The sequence below is a fragment of the Pseudoalteromonas sp. THAF3 genome (assembly GCF_009363775.1).
In the GTDB taxonomy this organism is placed as follows: Bacteria; Pseudomonadota; Gammaproteobacteria; order Enterobacterales; family Alteromonadaceae; genus Pseudoalteromonas; species Pseudoalteromonas ruthenica.
The window spans coordinates 567,359-590,231 of record NZ_CP045418.1; the positions used below are offsets into that span (position 1 = coordinate 567,359).

Below are 22,873 nucleotides of genomic sequence, written 5' to 3' on the forward strand. Positions count from 1 at the left end.
GTAGTATGTTTTCAGAGTCACCGATCAAACGCCGCAAATCGACGCGTATTTATGTAGGTGATGTGCCTATTGGCGACGGCGCGCCAATTGCGGTGCAGTCCATGACCAATACCGACACCATGGACGTCGATGCCACAGTCAAGCAAATTCAAGCTATTGAGCAAGCAGGCGCAGACTTGGTGCGTGTCTCAGTGCCCACTATGGCGGCGGCTGAGGCGTTTAAAAGCATTAAAGAACAAGTGGATATTCCGCTAGTTACGGATATCCACTTTGACTATCGTATCGCGCTTAAAGTGGCTGAGTACGGCGCTGATTGCCTACGTATTAACCCCGGGAATATCGGTAATGAAGAGCGAATTCGAGCAGTAGTCGATGCCGCTGGTGAACGTAATATTCCGATTCGTATCGGCGTTAATGGCGGCTCACTAGAGCGTGACTTACAGGAAAAGTACGGCGAGCCAACGCCTCAAGCTCTGCTTGAGTCGGCGATGCGTCATGTGGAAATTTTACAGCGTCTCAACTTCGACCAGTTTAAAGTGTCTGTCAAAGCCTCAGATGTATTTTTGGCTGTCGGCGCATACCGATTGTTAGCACAAGAAATTGATCAGCCGTTGCATTTAGGGATCACCGAAGCAGGTGGTTTTCGTTCTGGCTCGGTGAAGTCAGCAGTCGGGTTAGGCATGCTCCTAGCCGAGGGGATTGGTGATACTTTACGGGTGTCGTTGGCGGCCGATCCTGTGCAAGAAATTAAAGTCGGCTTTGATATCCTTAAATCGTTGCGCATACGTTCGCGCGGTATTAACTTTATTGCCTGCCCAAGCTGTTCGCGTCAAGAGTTTGATGTGGTCGGCACCATGAACCAGCTTGAAGAGCGCCTCGAAGACGTGGTCAAGCCGATGACCGTTTCTGTGATCGGCTGCGTAGTCAATGGCCCGGGTGAAGCCTTGGTCAGTGATATTGGCTTAGCCGGGGCAAATCGCCGTTCAGGCCTGTATATCAACGGTCAGCGACAAAAGCTGCGTATCGATAACGATAACATTGTCGATCAACTTGAAGAGCAAGTGCGCGATTACCTCGCTAAACAAGAACAACAAACGCCAATCGACGTTAAATTAGTTGATTAAGCCTTGCTCTGCTACTTGGTGGTAGCGGCGCAAAAGGCTATAATGGCGCGCTTAATTTATCGACGCTTTGACATCGGCGCTTGAGCGCCTAAACAGAATTTTTGGGATTATCAGTGGCAAAACAAATTCAAGCAGTCCGTGGGATGAATGACATCCTACCGGGTGATACACAAGTTTGGCAGAAAGTGGAAGATACCTTACGCCAGTGTGTGGCCTCTTTCGGTTATCAAGAAATCCGCTTCCCGATCGTTGAATCAACCGATCTTTTCAAACGCTCTATTGGCGAAGTGACTGATATCGTAGAAAAGGAAATGTATACCTTTGCCGATCGTAACGGTGATAGCCTCACCTTACGTCCTGAGGGCACTGCGGTGTGTGTGCGTGCCGGAAACCAAAATGGTTTACTGTATAATCAAGAACAGCGTCTGTGGTATATGGGGCCTATGTTCCGCCATGAGCGCCCTCAAAAAGGTCGTTATCGCCAATTTCATCAGTTCGGTTTGGAAGTGTTTGGTATTGCCAGTGCTGATATTGATGCCGAAGTGATCATGCTTACTGCGCAGCTTTGGCAACAATTTGGTATTAGCGAGCATGTACGCCTCGAGCTTAATTCGTTAGGCTCCAATGAAGCGCGTGCACAATATCGTGATGCACTTATTGCTTACCTAGCGCAGCACGAAGACAAGCTCGATGAAGATTCAAAGCGCCGCATGCACTCAAACCCACTGCGAGTGCTTGATAGTAAAAACCCTGATGTACAAGCTGTTCTGGCCGACGCACCTAAGTTATCTGAGCACTTAGATGATGAATCTAAAGCACATTTTGCAGATTTATGTGAACGTTTAGACGCAGCGGGTATCGAATATCAGGTTAACGAAAAACTCGTGCGTGGTCTTGATTACTACAACCGCACTGTGTTTGAGTGGGTGACCGATAGTTTGGGGGCCCAAGGCACAGTTTGTGCGGGCGGCCGTTACGATGGTTTAGTTGAGCAACTTGGTGGTAAAGCGACGCCTGCTGTTGGCTTTGCCATGGGTATGGAACGTTTGGTGTTGTTGTTGCAAGCATTAGAGAGCGTCGGCGACATTCGCCGTGACGCCGATGTATACGTTGCAGCAATGGGTGACAAAGCCAGTATTCAAGCCCCCGTTATTGCTGCCCAGTTACGTGCGCAAGTGCCAGGTTTACGAGTGCTAGTACACGCCGGTGGTGGTAACTTTAAAAAACAATTAAAACGAGCCGATAAGAGCGGTGCTGAAGTGGCGCTGATCCTCGGTGAAGACGAACTTGAGCAAGGAGTGGTGACAGTGAAATACCTGCGTGAAGAAAAACCACAAGCAACCCACTCCTTGAATGAAATTACCCAGCTATTGGCTGAGATGATTTAGACCTGAGTCTACGAGGTAATAATGGAAATTTATTCAACAGAAGAACAACAAGCAGAAGCGATTAAGCGCTTTTTCAAAGAAAATGGTATTACGCTAGGCCTAGGTATTGTTATCGGTCTAGGTGGCTTATATGGCTGGAAAGCCTATAACCAAAACCAGTTAAGCAGCGCCGAGCAAGCATCTGATGCCTTTAACAAGGTGATTGAAGGTGCTGGGTCACAAGACAGTGATGTAGTTGCTAAAAGTGATGCCTTTATTGAGCAGTACAATGGCTCGAGCTATGCCGTGCTGGCGGCTTTCGTTGCAGCGAAAGAAGCGGTTGATAATGACGACTTAGCTCTGGCTGCTGAGAAGCTAACGTGGGCACAAAAAAATGCTGGCAAAGCAGAATTGCAAGCGATTGCTACCACGCGCTTAGCGCGTATTCAACTAGCTCAGAAAGACTATGATGCGGCACTCGCAACGCTTGATACGCAGTTACCTGAAAGCTATAAGGCCAATGTTGCCGAGCTCAAGGGTGATATTTACCTAGCTCAAGGCGATAAAGCACAAGCGCGGGCGTCGTACCAAGCGGCAGCAGACAATGGCGGTTTAGAGAGTAACCCTTTACTACAAGTGAAGTTAGACGATTTAGCCGAGCAGACTCCAGCAGCTTAAGGAGTGGGTAGTATGAAAAAGTTAACCCTGGCAGGCTTAGCACTGTGTATGGCGTCGCTCACCGGTTGCTCTTCCAGTGATGAAGATGAGTTGGTGTTACCAGAGATTGCCAACCAGTTTGAAACGCAAGTGTTGTGGCAAGAAACTGTGGGAGATGGTGTAGAGCATTATTTTTCTCGTTTACAGCCCGCTGTTTATAAAGACCGCGTCTTTGTTGCCTCGCGTTTTGGTGAAGTACAAGCATTGTCATTAACTGATGGCGACGTCTTGTGGGAGAACGATGTGCGCGCAGACGCCTCGTTTTGGCCATGGGAAAGCACAGACAGCGCCAAACTCTCAGGTGGTATCTTGCAAGCCTATGGCAAGCTATTTATCGGCTCGGAGCATGGCCAAGTGGTTGCTCTTGACCGAGAAACTGGTGAGGTCATTTGGCGAAAAAGTGTTCCCGGTGAAGCGCTATCAAAGCCCGCCGCCGGAGATGGCCTGGTTTACGTTAACTTAGGCTCGGGTAAGTTACTGGCGTTACACCCTGATAGCGGGGAAGAGCGCTGGCGCTATGAGCAAGAAGTGCCGCCGTTGACCTTGCGTGGCCTAAGTGCTCCCACTGTCGCGAATGGCGGAGTCTTAGTGGGTGAAGAGACGGGTAAGTTATCTGTGCTTATTTCTGACAGTGGATTTGCCGCGTGGCAGGCAGATATTGCCCAGCCTAAAGGTGCTTCTGAGTTCGAACGTTTAGTCGACGTTGACACTGAGCCCAAAGTAAGCGGCTCTATGGTGTACACCTTAGCTTATAACGGCAACTTGGCTGCTGTTGATATTCGCTCTGGTAACGTGGTCTGGAAGCGTGAATACAGCAGCTACCGCGAATTCAGTATTGTTGGTACTACGATTTATGTGGTCGATTCTGATGGTGTTATCTATGCTTTAGATAAGAGTTCGGGGATCGAACGCTGGTCACAGCCAGCACTGCGCGGCTGGTATATCACAGGCCCTGCGGTACTAGGTGATTACCTCGCTGTGGGTGACCAAGAAGGTAACTTGCACTGGCTAGACCGCAACAGCGGTGAGTTAGTCGCTCGTCACGAGTTTGATGGCTCAGGGTTTTACGTTGAATCTGTGGTTGCTGATGATCGCTTGATCATTGTCACGCGCGATGGCGAAGTAAGCGCCGTTAAAGCGCCGTAAGTTAGATTAATTGGGCTTTGCCCTAAAATAGGCTTCGCCTTCAGGCCAATTGGTCATGGCGGAGCTTTTTTGTTGTTTAAGAGGTATATTATGCTTCCTGTGATCGCCTTAGTGGGGCGACCTAATGTTGGTAAGTCGACATTGTTTAACCGCTTAACTCGCACTCGAGATGCGCTCGTTGCTGATTTTCCCGGGCTCACTCGTGATCGTAAATATGGTCAAGCGAGCTATGATGGCTATGACTTTATTGTGGTCGACACCGGTGGTATCGATGGCTCTGAAGAGGGCATAGAAACAGAAATGGCAGAGCAATCGCTGTTGGCGATTGATGAAGCCGATGTGGTGCTGTTTTTAGTCGATGCTCGTGCTGGCATGACGGTGGCTGATCAGGCCATTGCCCACCACCTGCGTAAGCAGGAAAAAAAGGTGTTCTTGGTAGCAAATAAAACCGACGGCATCGATGCCGATTCTAACTGTGCGGAGTTTTATCAGTTAGCCCTCGGTGAGGTATACCAGATTGCAGCTGCCCACGGTCGTGGTATAGCTGGGCTACTTACTACAGCATTGCACCCGGTTATCGAAGAGCTCAGCGCATTAGAGGCTGACACTGAGGAAGAAGCCTTTGCTGCGTTTGATCACGACGGTGAGCTGAGTGACGAAGCTCAGCAAGAGCTGGAGAATCAAGCCATAAAATTGGCTATTATTGGTCGCCCTAATGTTGGTAAGTCAACACTCACTAACCGTATCCTTGGCGAGGAAAGGGTGATTGTTTATGATATGCCAGGTACCACACGAGACTCCATTTATATTCCTATGACCCGCAATGAGCGCGAGTATGTGTTGATAGACACTGCCGGTGTTCGAAAGCGCAAGAAAGTCAGTGATGTGGTTGAGAAGTTTTCTGTGATTAAAACGCTCAAGGCCATAGAAGATGCGAACGTTGTGCTGTTGGTGATTGATGCGCGCACAGGCATTTCCGATCAAGACCTAAGCTTGCTTGGCTTTGCCCTCAATGCCGGACGCTCCTTGGTATTGGCGGTAAATAAATGGGACGGACTGGATACCGATGTCAAAGACCGTATTAAGTCTGAGTTAGACCGCCGTCTTGGCTTTGTTGACTTTGCGCGTATTCACTTTATCTCAGCGCTGCACGGCACTGGGGTAGGGCATTTATTTGAGTCGGTGGAAGAAGCCTTTGATAGCGCCACTAAACGAATTAGTACGGCGATGTTACGGCGGATCATGGATATGGCACAGGCGGATCACCAACCACCTTTGGTGCGTGGTCGTCGAGTGAAGTTAAAGTATGCGCACGCCGGTGGCTATAACCCACCGCGTATCGTTATTCATGGTAACCAAGTGCATGAGTTGCCGGATAGCTATAAGCGTTACTTAATGAACTATTATCGCAAAGCCCTAGACATCATGGGGACGCCGATCAAAATTGAATTCCGTGAAGGGGATAACCCTTATGCAGGACGCAGTAATAAAATGACCTTATCACAGCGACGGAAGCTGAAAAAAATCAGCCAAGAGTCTAAAGGTAAGTAATGAAAGCGGCGCAATTAGAGCGCCGTTTTTGTTTATTTTATACGCCCTTAGCGCTATTCTTAAGCTATTGTTCAGAAATAAAACGAGTGGCTATGAAGTGCGTAGGGACGACTATCTTCGTTGATAATGTCGAAGAAGTGCTGGATTTTTATTACCAAGCTTTTGGTTTATCGACACACTACATTGACGAGCAAGGCACTTACGGCGAACTAGCCTGCGGGGTCGCCAAAATCGCCTTTGCCAGCCATCCATTTGCGCAATCACGCTTTCGCCAAGAATATATCCGTACTCAGCCAAAGCAACCGGCACTGGGCTTTGAGTTGAGTTTATGCTGCGATAATGTTGCCCAGAGCTTTGCTAAAGCGGTGGCCGCTGGGGCTGAACCACTGTCGCCACCGGCAACTCATCAAGGGCTCACCTACGCCTATGTGCGCACCCTGGAGGGGACTTTAGTTGTGCTCAGCAATGAACCATAAAAAAGCCGCTCTAGGCGGCTTGTTTGGTTATTGAATTTCGCCGAGCTTTTCGGCTTGCTCTTTACAGCGGTTGTAGATTTCTTGGCACTGGGCCACGCACACGGTGTTGGTCATACTCTCTTCAACGGTGCTGTTGCTACAGTTGGTTTCACACTGAAAATTTTGCTGTGCACACTGGTTAAGCTCAGGGTTTTCCACACTATTCTGACAGCCACTTAGAGCGGCGACTAAAGCTAACGCGAAAATCGCTTTCATGGTATTCATCCCTTTTATTTTTCTGTTACTTAGCTGCAGTCTAGCGTTAAATTATCGATAAGTCTCACTTTATCCAAGTAGGCGGCCACTAATAACACCAGCTCAGAGTCTTTGGTTGTCGCTGCTGTCAGTCGATTGCGCTCAGCCACATTAAAGTAATCAATACGCAGTCCTTGCTGTTCTATGCGGGCGATAGCTTGATGCTCCAAGTCGGCAAAGTCGTTATTACCGGCCTGTATTTGTTCTTTGACCCACTGCAAGGTAGTAAACAAGGTGCTCGCTTGCTGCTTTTGCGCTTCATTAAGATAGTTATTCCGAGAGCTTAGTGCTAAACCATTCACATCTCGTTGGGTTGGCACACCGATGACCTCTATCGGCATGGACAGGTCGCGCACCATGGTTTTTATAACTTGTAGCTGCTGAAAGTCCTTCTCGCCAAAACAGGCGAAGTCAGGCTGTACTAAATTGAACAGCTTAGTGACCACAGTGGCAACACCGCGAAAGTGTCCTGGCCGGGCACCGCCGCAATAACCCAATGATACGCCAGGGACGTCAACATAGCTTTGACTTTCTAAGCCATTGGGGTAGATGGTTTGTACTGTGGGAGTAAATAAGTAATCGGCACCGCGCTCACTTAACCCCTGTTGATCAGCTTTTAAGGTACGCGGGTACGCATCTAAATCCTCATTGGCACCAAATTGCATGGGATTAACAAAAATACTGACGACTACCTTATCTGCTAACGTTTTCGCTTTATCAACAAGTGAGTAGTGCCCCTCATGTAAGTTGCCCATAGTTGGAACAAAGGCGATGCTCAACCCCGCTTGGCGCCAAGACTTAATTTGGCTGCGTAGTGAGCGAATTTCGCTGGTAGTCTGCATAGCTATCTTCGTCTAATTGAATTCATGGTCAGGGCCAGGAAAGGCACCACTTTTTACATCTTCACAAAACTTCTGCACCGCCGCAGGCATGTTACCGGTTTCGGCAAGAAAGTTTTTCGAGAATTTAGGAATATACCCTGCGGAAATACCGACTAAATCATGCATAACCAGAATCTGTCCATCGGTCTGGTTGCCCGCGCCAATGCCTATAGTGGGAATACTCACCGCATCGGTGATGGCTTTGGCTAAGGCGCTTGGAATGCATTCAAGTACCAAAAGCTGCGCTCCAGCCTGCTCTAATGCTTGCGCATCGGCAATCATTTTCTGCGCCTGCGCTTGGTCACGGCCTTGAATTTTAAAGCCGCCAAACACATGGACCGATTGCGGCGTTAGCCCCAAATGTCCACAAACCGGCACGCCTTGCTGAGTGAGGGCTTGGATACTGTCATGCAGCCACTCGCCGCCCTCCACCTTAACCATGTTGGCACCGGCACGCATCAGCTTGGCAGCATTCTCGCAGCTTGCAGCAACGGTGTTGTAAGTCATAAATGGCATATCAGCGATGACAAACAAATCGCGGCTGCCAGCGCGAACGCAACGCGTGTGATATGCAATATCCTCTATGCTGACTGCGAGCGTATCATCACTGCCTTGCAGCACCATGCCGAGGGAGTCACCGACCAATACGGCATCAACGCCATTGTCGGCAAAAAGTTTGGCAAAACTGGCATCATAGGCTGTAAGCGAGGTTATTTTTTCACCTACTTGTTTTTTCTTTGCCAGAGTAGAAACTGAGATCTTCGCCATATGCTGTCCTTATTAGAGTTGTTCTAAGCCATTGCGTGGGGTATTGGCCACGAGGCGTTGCAGCGAGCTGCCATCTGGTAGTTGTAAATCAGGAGCTAGCTCATGAAGTGGGTAGAGCACAAATTCACGCTCTTTCATACCGTAATGTGGCACTGTGAGGCGGGCATCATCAATGCATTGCTCGCCAAACAAGAGGATATCGATATCTAAAGTACGTGGCCCCCAGCGCTCGGCCTTGCGCACTCGACCGAGTCGTTGTTCAATCGCTTGAGTGGCATCGAGAAGTTGGTGTGCGCCTAAGGTGCATTGCATTGCGAGCACCGCATTCACATAGTCGGGCTGATCTTGCGGTCCCATAGGTTTACTAGCGTACAGCGCCGAGCAGCGGTGTGCTGTGGTGCCCGCCAGAGCCTTGAGTTCAGTAATGGCATGGTGTAATTGGGCGATAGGGTCGCCTTGGTTTGCACCTAATCCTAAGTACACCTGGGTCATTATTGTGACTCACCCTTAGGTTTGTTGCGGTTGCGTGAGCCGCCGCTACGACGACGCCGACGAGGGCGGTTATTGCCTCCTAGGGCTTTGACCATCATCTTTTGACCGTTCACATCGGCATTAAGGTAGGCACTCCACCAATCAGCCAGCTCTTTTAGGTCCTCTTGACCGCTATCTACCAGTAGCAACATAAAGTCGTAAGCGGCTTTAAAGCGTGGCTGCTGGCTCAGGCGATAGGCGCGTTGGCCACCGCGTTTATCAAAGCGGTGTTGAATGTGCCAAATGTCTCGTGCTCCTAGCGTGAAACGCTTAGGCACTGCCACATGTTGGGCGTTTTCCGATAAAATTTGGTTCATGGCCGCAGCCAAGGCTTCAAAATGTGGCAATTGATCGCGTTGCATCAACAACTGACAACGCTCTAACAGCGGGAACCACAGCAGTGCGGCAAAAATAAACGCCGGGGTGACTTTCTTGTCGCCGTTAATCCGCACATCGGTATTGGCAAACATCTGCGCTATAAAACGCTCTTCTTGACCACCTGGGTTGGCATCAAGCAGCTTGTCCAATGCGGGAAATAAATACTTAAATAACCCATATTGGCGCAAAGCATGGAAATTAGCTTCGGCTTTGCCGCCCAAAAACAACTTCAAACACTCTTCAAACAAACGAGCCGGCGGGATATGCGCAAGTAAGTCAGCCAATTCAGTAATGGGTTTTGCTGTAGCGCTGCTAATGCTCATGTCTAACTTGGTGGCAAAGCGAATGGCACGCAACATCCGCACAGGGTCTTCGCGGTAGCGTGTCTCTGGATCGCCAATAAGCTCTATGCGGCGGCCTTTAATGGCTGCGACGCCATTAGCGTAATCATAAATGCAGAAATCTTTAATTGAGTAGTACAGCGCATTGATAGTGAAATCACGGCGCTCGGCATCTTCGTCGATAGTACCGTAGACGTTGTCGCGGAGCAGTTGACCATGCTCAGATGACTGACTGACGTTATTTTTTGAGTCTTGCGCCTCGTGGTGACCACGCATGGTCGCCACTTCAATGATCTCGCGGCCAAATACGATATGCGCGAGACGAAAGCGACGACCAATTAAACGACAGTTGCGAAACAGCTTCTTAACCTGCTCTGGCGTCGCATTAGTGACGACATCAAAGTCTTTTGGTTGCAGACCCAGTAGCAAATCGCGCACACAACCACCGACCAGGTAGGCTTCAAAACCACCGTCTTTGAGCCGGTATAATACTTTTAACGCGTTGGGGCTAAACTGGCTGCGCGAAATCCCGTGCTCGCTGCGGGGGATAATCACCGGCTCGTCGAGCGTCCCTACGGTTGCTGAGTGGGCGTCAATGTGCTCTTTTGCGGACAGTGCTTGTCGGCAAAAATGAAACAATTTGGAAATGATAATCGCTCTCCTAGGCTGCATTTATGGCGATTTTAGAAGTGGCTTATAATATACCAGCGCGGCGGAAAAATTAAGCGAGGGAGCAAAAAATCACGGCTTTATAGGGTGGTTAATTCGGTGTTGCCCGCTTCATTTTCACTTACTTGCACTTCTAGGGCCTGACGCAGCTGTATTTTAGGGTATTGGCTAACAGCCCAATCAACAATGGTTGCAGCGCGCTCATGGAGCAGTTCAGGGTCAGGTTGAAAACCTAAAAAGCGTAGTGCATCTAATAGAGCTGGTTGAGGGTGTGCGCGCTCGATAGCTGGCGCGTAATTTTGCTTCGACAGCTTAAAGCCTGGGCTGGCCACAGCTAACGGCAGGTGCATATAGCTCGGTGGAGTGGCCCCTAATTCAGTAAATAAGCCGATTTGCCGTGCGCTGGGGATAAGTATGTCGGCACCACGGACAACATCAGTAATGCCTTGGTCAATGTCATCGATGACCACGACCAGTTGGTATGCGAACAAGCCGTCCCGGCGCTTAATAATGTAGTCTTCGCGTGCTTGTTGCGCCAACACTTTTACCTCGCCTTGAAGGCGGTCTTGAAAACGCTCGACAATCTGGTTTTGAACTAATCTGAGGGCATATTCATCACCGCTCACCGTCAAGTTGCGGCAGCGATTGTCATAGACGCCGCCCATGGCTTTAATTTGTTTGCGGGTGCATTGACAGCGGTAAATTAAACCTCGGTCATAAAGTTCATCGGTGATTGCTTGATAGCGCTCTAAACGTTGGCTTTGGTAAACGACGTCACCATGCCAATGCAGTGCATAGGCTTCGAGGGTTTTTAGAATGTCGGTATCAGCGCCAGCTTTGACGCGTGGAGTGTCAATATCTTCAATGCGAACGAGCCAGCGGCCATGATGGCAGCGGGCATCTAGGTAGCTACCAAGAGCAGCTACCAGAGAGCCGAAATGCAGGGGACCGGATGGGGAAGGGGCAAAACGGCCAACGTAATGGCGCGCGGCAGGTGTGCTCGTGCCCAAACCCGTAGTTGTCATGGTTGATTAACCGCGACCGGCTTGCTTCTCTTTAATCTCAGCGAGTGATTTACAGTCCACACACAAATCTGCAGTTGGTCGCGCTTCTAAGCGGCGAATACCGATTTCAATACCACAAGATTCGCAATAACCAAACTCGTCTTCATCGATAAGTGTGAGGGTTTTTTCAATCTTTTTAATTAGCTTACGTTCGCGGTCACGAGTGCGAAGTTCCAAAGAGAACTCTTCCTCTTGCGCGGCACGATCGACTGGGTCTGGAAAGTTAGCCGCTTCATCCGCCATATGGGTCTTGGTGCGGTCAACTTCATTTCTCAGTTCGTTACGCCATGATTCCAGAATTTTGCGAAAGTGAGCACGTTGCTGCTCATTCATATACTCTTCGCCTGGCTGTTCTTGATACGGTTCTAACCCCGCCTGAGCGATTAACCCTAGTTTACGCTGCTCTGGCATAACACTCTCCTAAATCCTTAATATACAGTCCCCGGAAATAACCGGCGGCTATAAATAGCAGAATACCACCCCCTTAGCAAACACTTTTTTCTTAACCCGATGGCGACTGAATCCATCATGACTGGTAAAAAGGAACGATAAAGTGTGGCGTTTATTCTTTTCTTAATTCAGCTTTATATGGTGTCCTTGGCCACTATTTCAAGTTGTTTTTTGTAATAAGATAACGTTTTGGTGATTTGCCGTACCAACGCTTGAAAGCTCGTTGCAACGCACTCTGCTCAGAAAAACCAAGTTTTGTTGCAATATCAATGGCTTTATAGCCAGATTCAAAGAGCTGTAAAGCCAGACGCGCACGGGCTTCATCCAATAATTGCGAAAAGCTTGTTTGCTGCTGCGCCAGATGACGCTGCAATGTGCGTGTTGGCACAGCGCACAGTTGCGCCGCTTGCTCTACATTGAGCCGCTGTGGCAAATGCGCTACCAGTTGCTGTTTTACTTTTTCGCGTAAATCAAAGCGCGCATCCAGTTGTTGTTGAGCCTGATGCAGTAACAGCTGCTCTAGGGTGGTATCGGGCTGCTTGAGAGGTTGGCTAAGCAACCCCCGTGCGATGGTCATGCTGTTAGTGCTGCTATTGAAATACACTGGACATTTAAACACGTTTTCGTAAATACGCTGTTCCTTGGTGTTATTAGGTGGCGAGCGCATTAGGTGCACGGCAACCGGCGTCAGCTGCTCAGCTTGCAAGACATACATGCGAGCAAAGCTTAGCCAGCTAGCAAAAAGCTCATCAATTACGTAGTAACAGTGCGACTGCGTGGGCCCTAAATCTAAAGTTAGCGTTTGCGCTCGCTGATGAAAGGTGAGGCTTTGGGTGTGGCGCACTAATGGGTGGAATCGACGTCCGTAGTCAATGACCCGGTGTAAATTAGGGCTCACGGCAGCAAGATGACCAAGCACGCCCCAGCGCTCAAGGTCCAATTGCACACCAAAGTATAAGCCGATATGTGCGCAATTGAGTTGCTGATGCGCCCAAAGCATTAGGCGGTGGTAATGGCCAAGGTGAAAGCTTTCACTAGGCTGGTGTAGTGCCTGCTCATCGCAGCGCAGCTGGTGCAAGGCGTCGGCTCGTTTCAGCCCCTTTGTTTCTAAAAACAAAACCAAAGAGCGCAGTACTTGATGGCTGACAAAAGAGGGACTCATAGTGCTATTTGTTATTATTTTATTGTTCTTTATCCACGCTGCGCTAATTGGCGCGTAAAGTCAATTTTTGGCGTTATAGGTCAAGATTTACACCTGAGCTTAGGGCAAGGTGAAGCAGAGCAAGTAGAATAACAATAGAGAAGGACACCCTATGAAAACATCGTTTACGCCGCTGTGCCTTGCCGTCATCAGCGCACTAACCTTAAATGGTTGCGGCTCTGACTCCGATGACAATACCTCGCCTGTGGTCGAAACCCCGGACCCAGTACAACCGGACCCTGAACCTAAACCTCTGGTGCTGTTTGATGACGATGGTACGTTAAACGCTGATATACGTTGGACCACTTACGGCGTCCCCCATATTAAAGCAGACAATGTTGAGAGCTTGGCATTTGGTAGTGGCTACGCCTATGCCAAAGACAATGCCTGTGTATTGATGGACCAAATCGTCAAAGTGCGAGGCCACCGTAGCCGTTACTTTGGCCCAGATGAAGTCCCTGGCAGCGGCGACTCCGCTCATTTGATTTCAGACTTTGGCTATAAGGCCTTGGGCGTTAATGACTATGCTGCAGAAAATTACGACCAGCTCGATGCGCAAAGTCGCGCCCATTATCAAGGCTTTGTTGCTGGGTTTAATAAGTATGTCAGTGACACCGGGGCTGCTAATCTCGCCCCCGAGTGCGCCTCACAACCTTGGGTGATTACGCTCACCCCTGAAGATATGCTGGCCTACTCTATGGCCACAGTGCAATTAGCCAGCTCTGCCAACTTTCTTGATTTAGCCTTTTATGCCAACCCTGGTGAGGGCGATGAATACCTGCCAGTTATGGCCCAAAGCGGGGCGGTGGCGCAGAGTTTTGCTGCCAATTTGAATGCCCGTACGAAAACCTTAAAGCTAGAAAAGAAGTATGAGCACTTGGGCTCGAACGGTTGGGGGTTAGGTAAAGATAAAATGGAAAATGGCATGGGTGGCTTGTTAGCGAACCCGCATTTTCCGCATCGCGGTAACCTCAGGTTCTGGCAATCGCATTTGACCATCCCTGAATCACTCAATGTCATGGGCGGCAGCTTGCAGGGCATGCCGGGTGTGGTCAATATCGGCTTTAATGAGCATGTCGCTTGGACTCATACCTTCTCCAAGGCTCGGCATTTCATTATTTACCAGTTAGCGCTCAGTGACAATGACCGCTTAAGTTACACCTTAGATGGTGAGCCTATGGCCATTAACAGCAAAACCATCAATGTCGATGTTGCCATTGCACCAGGGCAGAGTATTACCTTGACGAAAGACTACTATTACTCACATCAAGGCTTGATGATCGAGACCCCAGCCGCGCAAGGATTAGGGTGGAGTGACAGTCACGCATTTACCATTAAAGATGCCAACGAATTTAATATGGATGTGGTGGGCTTTTGGTCGCGTATGAATGCCGCCAGTAGCTTGGACGACATGAAAGCAGCATTTGCCGAATTTGATGGCGTATCCTTTAACAATACCATGGCAGCGGACAAGCACGGCAATGCCTTTTTTATTGATGACTCCACCGTTCTAAAAGTGGGGGAAACCGCTAACCTGGCGCTGCGATTAGAGCCACAATTAGTGGCATTACGTGAGCAAACAGGGTTCGATTTAGTCCCTGGCGATACCTCATTATTTGCCGCTGATGGCGTGGTGCCTTATGCCGAGGCGCCGAAGTTAGAGCGCAGCGATTATGTGCAAAATTCCAATGACAGTTATTGGCTCACCAACCCCGAGCAACCGCTGTCAGGATTTGCTGCGCAATATGGAGACGTGCAATACCCGCAATCACTGCGCACGCGCATGGGACTAAAGCTACTGCGTGAAGGCGGTGGCGAAGACGGTAAGTTCTCATTAGCTGAGCTCGAGCAAGCGTTAATTGGCAATGATATTTACCTTTATGACTTGGTCTTTCCGGAGCTGGTAAATCAATGTCAGGCTCAGGGCAACGAGCCTATTAACCTTGATGGTCGGGCGGTTGACTTAAGTGATGCCTGCGCGCTGTTGGCTCAGTTTGACGGCAAGATGACCTTGCAGACCAAAGGCGCTGCGCTGATCCGTGAGTTTGCGCACTTATTTGACCCAGCAGTGCATTTGTTTGATAACTTCTCCAGCATCGATGCTGCAAATACTCCGAACACGTTGCGCCCCGATGGCTCAGCATTACAAACTCTGGCACATGCGGTACTAAATGTGACCGACAATGGTTTTGCCCTGGATGCGACCTTGGGTGAGTTGCAGTTCGTTGAAAAAACACTGGCCGGGGGCATGGCCTCAGGAGAAAAACTCCCCTGGGCGGGCCCTATGCATGTCGAAGGCGGCTTTAACGTATTTCGCTTTGACCGCCGTGGGCTTTCCGATTCGACGGTGATCCCCTATGTTAGCTTCCCCGCGCTCAATGATGCGCTTAGCGGCGCACCACTGGCTTCCAATCTCAGTGCATCTGGTTACCCCATCAACTATGGTTCAAGCTGGATGTTTGTGATGAACTTTACCGAGAACGGCCCGGTTGCCAAAGGGTTGCTGACCATGTCTCAGAGCGCACACTCAGACTCACCACACTTCGACGACCAAAGCCGTTATTACTCGCAACAAGCCGCTTTGCGCCCGCTGTATTTTTCTGAGGGCGACATTAGCAACAACTTGATTGCCGAGATGAGTATTAGTCTTGAAAAGCCAAGCGCTGAGTGAGGGTGACCTCCTCGGCACTGATACGGGCTTTATAGGCTAACACTTCAACGCCGGCTTGCTGCGCTTGGCGCAGGAGGTCGGCGTAAACCGGATCAATATGGGCGGCGGCGCTGACTTGGTTGATGCCGCTGTGCAGCACAGCGAACAGTAACACCGCCCGCTTTCCTTGTTGGCGCATGGCGGTTAACTCGCGCAGGTGTTTTTGCCCACGTAGCGTTTGCGCGTCGGGGAAGTAACCCTGTCCTGAGTGCTCAAGTAAGGTCACTGATTTTACTTCGATATAGCAATCTGCTTTGTCGGCATCGCGCAACAGTATGTCGATACGGCTATTTTCTGCACCGTATTTTACTTCACTGTGTAGTTGTTCATAGCCTTGCAGTTCTTCGATCACATCGTTGTTGATGGCCTCAATGGCGACTTTATTAGCCACGGCGGTATTAACACAAATTAAATCCCCTTGGGCGTTACTACTGAGCTCCAAACTATGCGGGTATTTGCGTTTGGCGTTGTCGCTGGTGGAGTAGTAGGCGTGCACGCCAGGCTCGGCACAGCCGGTCATTTTACCGGTGTTAGCACAGTGCACGGTGAACTCATTACCATCTTCGTCGCGCAAATCCACTAAGAAACGTTTATAGCGCTTTAGCAGGGTGGCGCTTTGTAACGGGGCAGGAAATAACATTAATCTCACTTCGCTTTAGAACTGCATAGCCCTAGTGTAAACTGCGAGTAATTGTAATCACAGTCCAAGAGGACCCACATGAGTCAACAATTTTTAGTACACCTAAGTGAACAAGCTGCGCCTAGTCATTGGGGCGAATCTGCATCAGTGTCTTTCAATGAACAAGGTGCCACGGTGCACTTAAGTGAAGATGAAACCCTTAAAAACGTACAAAAGGCGGGCCGCGCCATAGCTAATCAAGGCGTAAAAGCGGTGCAGTTAAGCGGCGATACTTGGTGCACTGAAAGTCAGTGGGCATTCTACCAAGGCTTTGTTAGCCCTAAGGTACTCGATGGGGTGAGCTTTGTTGATAACGACCAAAGCGACATTAAGGAGCTGCAAGCGCTTAAGCAAGCAGCGACTTGGATGCGCCAGATGATCAACGGCACGGCAGAAGAAATTTACCCAGAAAGCCTGGCGGAAAAGGCGGGTGAATTTATTCAGTCTCTGGCGCCTGAGCATGTCAGCTATCAAATTATCAAAGGTGAAGCACTAAAAGAGCAGCAGTGGATTGGTATTTACGAAGTCGGTCGCGGTAGTGAGCGCCCACCGGTGCTACTAGAGCTTGATTTTAACCCCACAGGTGATGATGCCGCTGAAGTGGCTTCTGCACTTGTTGGTAAAGGGATCACCTTTGATTCTGGCGGTTATTCAATCAAGCCGAGCGAAGGGATGCTGGGCATGAAGTGCGATATGGGCGGTGCAGCAACCGTCACCGCAGGCTTGGCCCTAGCAATTAGTCGTGGTTTAGATAAGCGAGTTAAATTATACCTTTGTTGTGCCGAGAACCTGATTTCAGGGCACGCATATAAACTTGGTGACATCCTGACCTATAAAAACGGCACCACAGTGGAAATTGTGAATACCGACGCCGAAGGCCGCCTAGTGCTAGCTGATGGTTTGATGGCCGCCAGTGAGTCTGGGGCAAAAACCATTATTAATGCAGCCACCTTAACGGGCGCAGCGTTAGTGGCTGTGGGTCAGGAATATAACGCCCTATTTGGCCTAGACAAAGACATGGTACGCGATGTTGAAGGCTTCGCTAAAGAAGAATTTGAAGGTGCATGGCCGTTGCCATTGGAGAAGTTCCACCAGCACAACTGTCCATCACCTTATGCTGACACCGCTAATAGTCGTCCACAAAAAGGTGGTGGTTTTGGTGGCGCCTCAAACGCCGCCGGATTCTTGTCTCGCTTTGTTCGTGATGAAGGCCAAGGCTGGGTGCATATCGATTTAGCCGCAGCGTTTCAAACATCCGCTACGGGCATGTGGGCAGCTGGGGCAACGACACAAGGTATGCGTACGGTTGCACGTACGCTACAAGAAAAGTCGTAACTTTAACAATTCGATAGAAAGCGGCCTTGCGCCGCTTTTTTTATGCCTAAAATTAACTTAAAGCTTGGAATCATGGCCCTCATGGCGCATTAATAAAATGGTCAGATAAATTTTTGTGGGGAGTGAGAGAATAAGCCCAATAGCAATACACATAGCGCCAAACATATAGCTGTACATACCAAAATACTGGCGGAAGCCATCCACGACAAGCAGGCTATGACCACTCAAAATGAGCAACAGTCCCAATACTATGATGCATTTTAATAGGGTGAGTTGGGTGGCTTTTTGCATGGGGTAATCACTTTTAGTCACATTTTGCGACTATTATTTAAGCAAATGTAAATTTTTATTGGATTGATCTACCTCATACAAGGTATATTTCGTCCCAAAATAATAAATAATCATTAGACAGGTTCGCTGTGACACCGACAGTAAAAGCACAATCTCATGCAAGCGCGCGCTTACCTCATCTCAATACGTTTCCTAAGCTATTGATTGGCGGCCTGTTGTACTACGCTTTAGCGCAGTTCGGTATGACCTTTATGGCGACTCAGCCTGCTAATATCACCTTGATTTGGCTCAGTGTTGGTGTAGCGCTAGTGATGTATTTGCGATTGGGCAAGGCATCGGCCATTGTGGTTTTTATTGCAAGTTTCGCTGCTAATTATCCTGGTATGCAGGTGGCGGACATGGCCCATGGGGTAGTGCATACCAGTATCGCGGCTTTGATTGATACACTTGCGCCTTGGGTGATGGCGGGGCTTGTTAAACGCCATTTACAAAGTGGCTTAAGCCGCTTTCAAGACTTGGTCACCTTGGTTGTGCGAGTTTATCTGCTGCCTATTGCGTTGTCTGTGGTGATGCTAACGGTCAACCTTATTTTAGGTGGGTATATTGGTAGCGAACTCTTTGCTCAGTATGTGCTGCAATTGCTGTTTTCCGACATTTTAGGTGCTTTGCTGGTCTACGCATTTTTTGATGCTTTTGTGAAGCAACAGCAATGGCCATTGCGTCAATCTGCGCTGGCATGTGCGGCGATTGTACTGGCTTTGGCGGCGATGCTCACAGGCAAACTTTGGCTCGGTGGCTTTATTTTCGCTGTTTTGCCTTGCGTACTAGTGATGATCTTTGTCTGCGCCAGTGTCTTTGTTTATTCGGTATTGTTAGCCGTTGTGGCGGCGCTGGTGGTGCTTTTTGGTCATGACTTTGGCCCTTTTATTCAAGATACCCCCATGCAGTCATTGTTTATGCTGCAATCGTTTATTGTGACCCTTTCCATGTTAACTATAGGCGGGCGACTATTGCAGTCGCAATTACTCAATGAGACCGATTCAAAACACTATTGGCAGCATCAAGCTCGGTTTGACGACTTGACGCAGTTAATGCAGCGAAATGCCTTTATGGATGCCGCTGAACACAGCTTACGCTGCGGTGGGCTAAAGGGAAAAAGTAGCAGCATTGCGGTCGTCGATTTAGATTTATTTAAGAAGGTGAATGACCGCTTTGGTCATCAGGCTGGTGATGAAGTGTTGGAATGCGTGGCCTATTGCCTCACCAAGCAATTACGTGAGCATGACTTAGCCGCTCGTTTTGGTGGTGAAGAGTTTGTATTGTTACTCAGTGCCCACCTTGAGCAAGGCTGTGGCATTGTCGAGCGAATTCGCATCGCCATTAGTGAACTTACTTTTGATGACTACCCCGAACTTCGCGTGACGTGCAGCATCGGTGTTACTCACGTTAACCAAGGTGAAGATATCGGTTCTGCGCTCAGTCGTGCGGATGGAAGCCTCTACAAGGCAAAGCAGCAGGGTCGTAATCAAGTGTGTATTAATCACTAGGTGTATTCGCAGCGCAGTACAGGCCTAATTCGATGGCTTTAATGGTGGCTTGGGTGCGATCGCGCACTTCAAGTTTAGTTAATATCGTCGATACCGCGTTGCGAATAGTGCCTGGTGCTTTGTGTAATTTAGCGGCGATTTCTTTATTGGCATAGCCTGCACAAATAAGCTGTAAAATTTGCTGTTCGCGCGCTGTTAAGCCCTGTACTTGTGGCGTTACTACACTGCGCTGCTTAGCCATCACCGCCTCTTTTAGTGCTTGTTGTAATACGCTACCGCCTTGTGAGAGTGCTATGATCCCTGCAACCAACTCTTCCAGTGATGCATCCTTAAGCATGAACCCTTTGGCGTTGTGCTCAATAGCCCGAAACAAAATGTCGCTGTCGTTGAAGGTGGTTAGGATAAGGCAGGGCGGCGCGTGGTACTTCGCAAGTGCCTGTAGCACGCCTATGCCGTCTAATCGTGGCATGCGTACATCCAGTAGAATTACATCCGCATCCACGTTTCCCTGTTGATAACACTCTAAAAAGGCTTGGCCGTCCACAGACTCACCACTGACCTGGATGCGCTTATCGAGCGCCAGCAAACTCGCCAACCCTGCACGAACTAAGTGTTGGTCGTCAACCAGGTGAACTTTAATGGTTGTCGTTTGCATAGGGAAACTCCGCATTTAACACCATGCCTTTGCTATTGGGGGTGAACGTAAACGTGCCGCCCAAGGTTTCAACGCGCTCCTTTAGCCCCAACAGGCCATTGCCAGGCACTGGATTATGTAAGTGACCACCATTGTCACTTATCGTCAACCGCAGTGGGTTATGGTTATACAAATGTATATGTAGCTCCGTAGCAAGCGAATGCTTTAAAGCATTGCTAATTCCCTCTTGAGCACAGCGCAGCACACATTGGGCATAATTAAGTTGTGCCAGCAGTGGGTGAGCTTGGTAGTGTACAACCACCGCAATGCGTGGCGTGTTTTCAGCTAACTGCATTAAGGTAGGCTGTAAATCAATCGGGCTGTGGTTGCGTTTACCACTGACCACAGAGCGGACACTAGCAAGCGTTTGCCGAGCATGTTGATAACAGTGTTCAAGTTGTGGTTTAAGCGTATCCGAGGCGGTACGCCGAGCAATATCTAGTTGCATTATAAGGCTCGTTAATTGATGGCCTACATCATCATGCAGTTCACGCGCAAGGTGTAAGCGCTCTTCACTTGCTCCTGCTTGGATTAATAAGGCTTGAGTGGTTTGCAAGGAGGCATTACTGATTTGCAGTGCTTCTTTGGCTTGCTGTTCGGCCATTGTGCGTTGGCTCACCACTAACGCGAATAAGCAAAAGGCGCTGGTAGAAAGGGTATTCAAAACAGGCCATGGGTGATGCCAATAAAATCGCTGTAGGAGTAAAAAGAGTACCGCGTTAACAGCAATGCTGAGGTAACAGTAACGCAGCGGCAAGTAATAAACCAAAATGGCGCTAAACATCACCATGTAGATGAGAATCAGTGTTGCGCTAGTGAGCAGTTGCAGGCCGATAATGCCCGCACCAATAACTACCAGTAGTACATAGCGTACCGGGTAGCCGTAACTTTGCTCTTGCTCGTTTATGACCAGTAGTAAGCAAAGCAACATGAGTGTGTGTATCACCACTTCTATGGTGGCTAATGCAGTAAACCCATGCTCAGTGTTGACCATGATGCGCGGTATCGCGATAACGGCCCAAGTTACGAGCACGACTACTAACCAAGATAACTGATAACGAAAGTATTTTTTCATTCCTTAACTATATCCACAGCACGCATCTAACACCAGCAGTGCAACGCATGTTGTGACAGATGTCATGCACCAAAATGACGAATGTGACTTACCGTGTCAGCATGGCGTTTGTACTCTAACACTGTTAATTGGCAACACAGTGAGAAGAGTTATGTATTGGTTACATCAAGGGGCGCTTTATATACATATTGTATTAGGATGCATTGCTTTAGTGTTATTTTGGCTGCCAGTGTGTGCGGCCAAAGGCTCCCGGCTGCACAGTCAAAGTGGTAAGGTCTATGCGTATGTGATGTACGCAATTGCAGGCAGTGGCCTTTTTTGCTGTGCACTAGTGCTATTAGACCCGTTGGGCGCGCGCAATATCGATACCTTGAGCACGGCAGAAGAGTTGCGCCGCTATCTACAGGTTAACCATCGTATGGCATGGTTTTTAAGCATGTTATCAATGTTGGTGTGGGTGTCGGTTTATCATGGCCGGCGAGTGTTGGTGGCCAAGGAGCAGCGTTCCTTATTACGCACGCCAGCTCACCTTGGGCTTATTGCAGCACTGGCTCTATGTGCTTGTTATACCTTTTACCTAGGGTGGCAACAGCAACAAGTGTTATTGCTGGCGTTTTCGGTGTTAGCCATGGTTATCGCAGTCACTATGGCGCATTATATTTACCGACCCTCTGTGCGGCCTCGTAGCTGGGTTATTGAGCACCTGAGCGCCATGTTAGGCTCCGGTATTGGTGTGTATACCGCTTTTGGTGCCTTTGGCGGACGCCGTCTATTTAATGCGGTATTAGGAAGTGATGCCCAGTTAATTGGTTGGCTGCTACCCACTTTGGTAGGTAGCGCGGGCTTGATGTACGCCGCGCAGCACTATCGTCGACGCTATGGTGTCTAGCTTGGCGCTCTTTATAAAGGCAGTTACACTGAGCGGCAAATAAAGAAAAAAGAGATAACGCCCATGAGCTTACCGGGAAAAATTGTATGTATTGGCCGTAATTATGTTGAGCATATTCACGAGTTGGGCAATGCTATTCCAGAGCAGATGGTGGTATTTAACAAGCCTAGCAGTAGTCTTAGCCAGCATCTTTATGCTCAGCATCAAGGCGATAGGTTACATTACGAAGCTGAGATCTGCTTGCGTATGACCGAGCAAGGTCTCACTCAAGCAGCGGTGGGGCTTGATTTAACTAAGCGCATGCTGCAAAGCCAACTCAAGCAAGCAGGACTGCCTTGGGAGCGTGCTAAAGCCTTTGATGGTGCCGTGGTGATGAGCGACTTTATTGATATTAGCGAAGCACAGATTTCGCAATTGGGTGTGCGTTTACTGATTGATGGCAAGCAAGTACAGCACGGTGAAGTAAAGCATATGATGTACCCGCCTCTTATGGCGGTGCAAGAGCTGGCTACATTTATGGCTTTGCAGCCGGGCGATTGGCTGATGACTGGCACCCCTAAAGGCGTTGGGGAAGTGCACGCAGGGGCTGAGTTTACGGCGCAGCTGCTGCTCTCCCAAGAGGTGATAGTGAGCCAGAGCTGGCGCGCAAGAGATAACTTGACTGTATAAATAAACAGTATTAGGCTTGTGCCACC

General features: G+C 49.1%; 23 protein-coding genes. 11 read left to right on the top strand and 12 right to left on the bottom strand.

Annotated elements, in window-relative coordinates; all coding sequences use genetic code 11:
* Positions 1-5 precede the first annotated feature (5 nt).
* From ispG to FIU82_RS02640, 6 genes are all read left to right on the top strand, one after another.
* Positions 6-1,124 (top strand): flavodoxin-dependent (E)-4-hydroxy-3-methylbut-2-enyl-diphosphate synthase, encoded by a 1,119-nt coding sequence (ispG, locus tag FIU82_RS02615; protein ID WP_152440257.1) that lies wholly within the window; start codon positions 6-8, stop codon positions 1,122-1,124.
* A gap of 113 nt (positions 1,125-1,237) precedes the next feature.
* Positions 1,238-2,512 (top strand): histidine--tRNA ligase, encoded by a 1,275-nt coding sequence (hisS, locus tag FIU82_RS02620; RefSeq protein WP_138509414.1) that lies wholly within the window; start codon positions 1,238-1,240, stop codon positions 2,510-2,512.
* Positions 2,513-2,533: 21 nt separating this feature from the next.
* Positions 2,534-3,169: a tetratricopeptide repeat protein gene (locus FIU82_RS02625; RefSeq protein ID WP_022944278.1), complete on the top strand. Its 636-nt coding sequence runs from the start codon at positions 2,534-2,536 to the stop codon at positions 3,167-3,169.
* A gap of 12 nt (positions 3,170-3,181) precedes the next feature.
* Positions 3,182-4,354 carry an outer membrane protein assembly factor BamB gene (gene bamB, locus FIU82_RS02630; protein ID WP_152440258.1) on the top strand — a complete coding sequence of 391 codons (1,173 nt, stop codon included), beginning with the start codon at positions 3,182-3,184 and terminating at the stop codon, positions 4,352-4,354.
* Positions 4,355-4,444: 90 nt separating this feature from the next.
* Positions 4,445-5,905 carry a ribosome biogenesis GTPase Der gene (gene der / locus FIU82_RS02635; RefSeq protein WP_045979691.1) on the top strand — a complete coding sequence of 487 codons (1,461 nt, stop codon included), beginning with the start codon at positions 4,445-4,447 and terminating at the stop codon, positions 5,903-5,905.
* Between the two features lie 92 nt (positions 5,906-5,997).
* Positions 5,998-6,381 (top strand): VOC family protein, encoded by a 384-nt coding sequence (locus FIU82_RS02640; protein WP_045979690.1) that lies wholly within the window; start codon positions 5,998-6,000, stop codon positions 6,379-6,381.
* 27 nt (positions 6,382-6,408) lie between these two features.
* Here the strand turns inward: FIU82_RS02640 and FIU82_RS02645 are convergent, their stop codons facing one another.
* From FIU82_RS02645 to FIU82_RS02680, 8 genes are all read right to left on the bottom strand, one after another.
* On the bottom strand, positions 6,409-6,645 hold the full coding sequence (locus FIU82_RS02645; protein ID WP_026111017.1) for a hypothetical protein: 237 nt from the start codon (positions 6,643-6,645) through the stop codon (positions 6,409-6,411).
* A 20-nt stretch (positions 6,646-6,665) separates the two neighbouring features.
* Positions 6,666-7,517, bottom strand: coding sequence for a pantoate--beta-alanine ligase (gene panC, locus FIU82_RS02650; protein WP_152440259.1), 852 nt, complete (start codon positions 7,515-7,517; stop codon positions 6,666-6,668).
* Positions 7,518-7,529: 12 nt separating this feature from the next.
* Entirely contained in the window at positions 7,530-8,324 is a 795-nt protein-coding gene (panB, locus tag FIU82_RS02655; protein WP_152440260.1) for a 3-methyl-2-oxobutanoate hydroxymethyltransferase, read from the bottom strand.
* Positions 8,325-8,336: 12 nt separating this feature from the next.
* A complete protein-coding gene (folK, locus tag FIU82_RS02660; RefSeq protein WP_152440261.1) occupies positions 8,337-8,816 on the bottom strand; it encodes a 2-amino-4-hydroxy-6-hydroxymethyldihydropteridine diphosphokinase in 480 nt (159 codons plus the stop codon).
* Positions 8,816-10,246 carry a polynucleotide adenylyltransferase PcnB gene (gene pcnB / locus FIU82_RS02665; RefSeq protein ID WP_082079329.1) on the bottom strand — a complete coding sequence of 477 codons (1,431 nt, stop codon included), beginning with the start codon at positions 10,244-10,246 and terminating at the stop codon, positions 8,816-8,818. Before pcnB ends, folK begins: the two co-directional genes overlap by 1 nt.
* 77 nt (positions 10,247-10,323) lie before the next feature.
* Positions 10,324-11,268, bottom strand: coding sequence for a tRNA glutamyl-Q(34) synthetase GluQRS (gene gluQRS, locus FIU82_RS02670; RefSeq protein ID WP_152440262.1), 945 nt, complete (start codon positions 11,266-11,268; stop codon positions 10,324-10,326).
* Between the two features lie 6 nt (positions 11,269-11,274).
* Positions 11,275-11,718 (bottom strand): RNA polymerase-binding protein DksA, encoded by a 444-nt coding sequence (dksA, locus tag FIU82_RS02675; RefSeq protein ID WP_022944268.1) that lies wholly within the window; start codon positions 11,716-11,718, stop codon positions 11,275-11,277.
* A 193-nt stretch (positions 11,719-11,911) separates the two neighbouring features.
* Positions 11,912-12,919, bottom strand: coding sequence for an AraC family transcriptional regulator (locus FIU82_RS02680; RefSeq protein ID WP_152440263.1), 1,008 nt, complete (start codon positions 12,917-12,919; stop codon positions 11,912-11,914).
* A gap of 151 nt (positions 12,920-13,070) precedes the next feature.
* Here FIU82_RS02680 and FIU82_RS02685 point away from each other — a divergent pair, with 151 nt between their 5' ends.
* Positions 13,071-15,629, top strand: a complete 2,559-nt coding sequence (locus FIU82_RS02685) for a penicillin acylase family protein (RefSeq protein ID WP_152440264.1) — start codon at positions 13,071-13,073, stop codon at positions 15,627-15,629.
* On the opposite strand, the gene sfsA is transcribed toward FIU82_RS02685, so the two are convergent.
* Complete coding sequence (sfsA, locus tag FIU82_RS02690; RefSeq protein ID WP_152440265.1) at positions 15,601-16,308, bottom strand: DNA/RNA nuclease SfsA; 708 nt, start codon at positions 16,306-16,308, stop codon at positions 15,601-15,603. The two genes, FIU82_RS02685 and sfsA, sit on opposite strands and share 29 nt — an antisense overlap.
* Positions 16,309-16,386: 78 nt before the next feature.
* Between sfsA and pepB the strand changes: the two genes are divergently transcribed.
* Positions 16,387-17,682: an aminopeptidase PepB gene (pepB, locus tag FIU82_RS02695; RefSeq protein WP_045979682.1), complete on the top strand. Its 1,296-nt coding sequence runs from the start codon at positions 16,387-16,389 to the stop codon at positions 17,680-17,682.
* A gap of 57 nt (positions 17,683-17,739) precedes the next feature.
* On the opposite strand, the gene FIU82_RS02700 is transcribed toward pepB, so the two are convergent.
* Positions 17,740-17,973, bottom strand: a complete 234-nt coding sequence (locus FIU82_RS02700) for a hypothetical protein (RefSeq protein WP_152440266.1) — start codon at positions 17,971-17,973, stop codon at positions 17,740-17,742.
* Positions 17,974-18,101: 128 nt separating this feature from the next.
* Between FIU82_RS02700 and FIU82_RS02705 the strand changes: the two genes are divergently transcribed.
* Entirely contained in the window at positions 18,102-19,520 is a 1,419-nt protein-coding gene (locus FIU82_RS02705; protein ID WP_152440267.1) for a diguanylate cyclase, read from the top strand.
* On the opposite strand, the gene FIU82_RS02710 is transcribed toward FIU82_RS02705, so the two are convergent.
* A complete protein-coding gene (locus FIU82_RS02710) occupies positions 19,510-20,175 on the bottom strand; it encodes a response regulator transcription factor (protein ID WP_152440268.1) in 666 nt (221 codons plus the stop codon). The genes FIU82_RS02705 and FIU82_RS02710 overlap by 11 nt on opposite strands.
* Entirely contained in the window at positions 20,156-21,289 is a 1,134-nt protein-coding gene (locus tag FIU82_RS02715; RefSeq protein ID WP_152440269.1) for a sensor histidine kinase, read from the bottom strand. Before FIU82_RS02715 ends, FIU82_RS02710 begins: the two co-directional genes overlap by 20 nt.
* Before the next feature lie 151 nt (positions 21,290-21,440).
* Between FIU82_RS02715 and FIU82_RS02720 the strand changes: the two genes are divergently transcribed.
* Together FIU82_RS02720 and FIU82_RS02725 are read left to right on the top strand one after the other, a co-directional pair.
* A complete protein-coding gene (locus FIU82_RS02720) occupies positions 21,441-22,178 on the top strand; it encodes a hypothetical protein (protein WP_152440270.1) in 738 nt (245 codons plus the stop codon).
* 63 nt (positions 22,179-22,241) lie between these two features.
* Complete coding sequence (locus FIU82_RS02725; RefSeq protein ID WP_130148659.1) at positions 22,242-22,847, top strand: fumarylacetoacetate hydrolase family protein; 606 nt, start codon at positions 22,242-22,244, stop codon at positions 22,845-22,847.
* Positions 22,848-22,873: the final 26 nt, after the last annotated feature.

Excerpts from the sequence above, each read along its gene's own strand:
- ispG (WP_152440257.1), top strand. The coding sequence starts at position 6 with ATGTTTTCAGAGTCACCGATCAAACGCCGCAAATCGACGCGTATTTAT.
- FIU82_RS02625 (WP_022944278.1), top strand. The coding sequence starts at position 2,534 with ATGGAAATTTATTCAACAGAAGAACAACAAGCAGAAGCGATTAAGCGC.
- bamB (WP_152440258.1), top strand. The coding sequence starts at position 3,182 with ATGAAAAAGTTAACCCTGGCAGGCTTAGCACTGTGTATGGCGTCGCTC.
- der (WP_045979691.1), top strand. The coding sequence starts at position 4,445 with ATGCTTCCTGTGATCGCCTTAGTGGGGCGACCTAATGTTGGTAAGTCG.
- FIU82_RS02640 (WP_045979690.1), top strand. The coding sequence starts at position 5,998 with ATGAAGTGCGTAGGGACGACTATCTTCGTTGATAATGTCGAAGAAGTG.
- FIU82_RS02645 (WP_026111017.1), bottom strand. The coding sequence starts at position 6,645 with ATGAATACCATGAAAGCGATTTTCGCGTTAGCTTTAGTCGCCGCTCTA.
- panC (WP_152440259.1), bottom strand. The coding sequence starts at position 7,517 with ATGCAGACTACCAGCGAAATTCGCTCACTACGCAGCCAAATTAAGTCT.
- panB (WP_152440260.1), bottom strand. The coding sequence starts at position 8,324 with ATGGCGAAGATCTCAGTTTCTACTCTGGCAAAGAAAAAACAAGTAGGT.
- folK (WP_152440261.1), bottom strand. The coding sequence starts at position 8,816 with ATGACCCAGGTGTACTTAGGATTAGGTGCAAACCAAGGCGACCCTATC.
- pcnB (WP_082079329.1), bottom strand. The coding sequence starts at position 10,246 with ATGCAGCCTAGGAGAGCGATTATCATTTCCAAATTGTTTCATTTTTGC.
- gluQRS (WP_152440262.1), bottom strand. The coding sequence starts at position 11,268 with ATGACAACTACGGGTTTGGGCACGAGCACACCTGCCGCGCGCCATTAC.
- dksA (WP_022944268.1), bottom strand. The coding sequence starts at position 11,718 with ATGCCAGAGCAGCGTAAACTAGGGTTAATCGCTCAGGCGGGGTTAGAA.
- FIU82_RS02680 (WP_152440263.1), bottom strand. The coding sequence starts at position 12,919 with ATGAGTCCCTCTTTTGTCAGCCATCAAGTACTGCGCTCTTTGGTTTTG.
- FIU82_RS02685 (WP_152440264.1), top strand. The coding sequence starts at position 13,071 with ATGAAAACATCGTTTACGCCGCTGTGCCTTGCCGTCATCAGCGCACTA.
- sfsA (WP_152440265.1), bottom strand. The coding sequence starts at position 16,308 with ATGTTATTTCCTGCCCCGTTACAAAGCGCCACCCTGCTAAAGCGCTAT.
- pepB (WP_045979682.1), top strand. The coding sequence starts at position 16,387 with ATGAGTCAACAATTTTTAGTACACCTAAGTGAACAAGCTGCGCCTAGT.
- FIU82_RS02700 (WP_152440266.1), bottom strand. The coding sequence starts at position 17,973 with ATGCAAAAAGCCACCCAACTCACCCTATTAAAATGCATCATAGTATTG.
- FIU82_RS02710 (WP_152440268.1), bottom strand. The coding sequence starts at position 20,175 with ATGCAAACGACAACCATTAAAGTTCACCTGGTTGACGACCAACACTTA.
- FIU82_RS02715 (WP_152440269.1), bottom strand. The coding sequence starts at position 21,289 with ATGAAAAAATACTTTCGTTATCAGTTATCTTGGTTAGTAGTCGTGCTC.
- FIU82_RS02720 (WP_152440270.1), top strand. The coding sequence starts at position 21,441 with ATGTATTGGTTACATCAAGGGGCGCTTTATATACATATTGTATTAGGA.
- FIU82_RS02725 (WP_130148659.1), top strand. The coding sequence starts at position 22,242 with ATGAGCTTACCGGGAAAAATTGTATGTATTGGCCGTAATTATGTTGAG.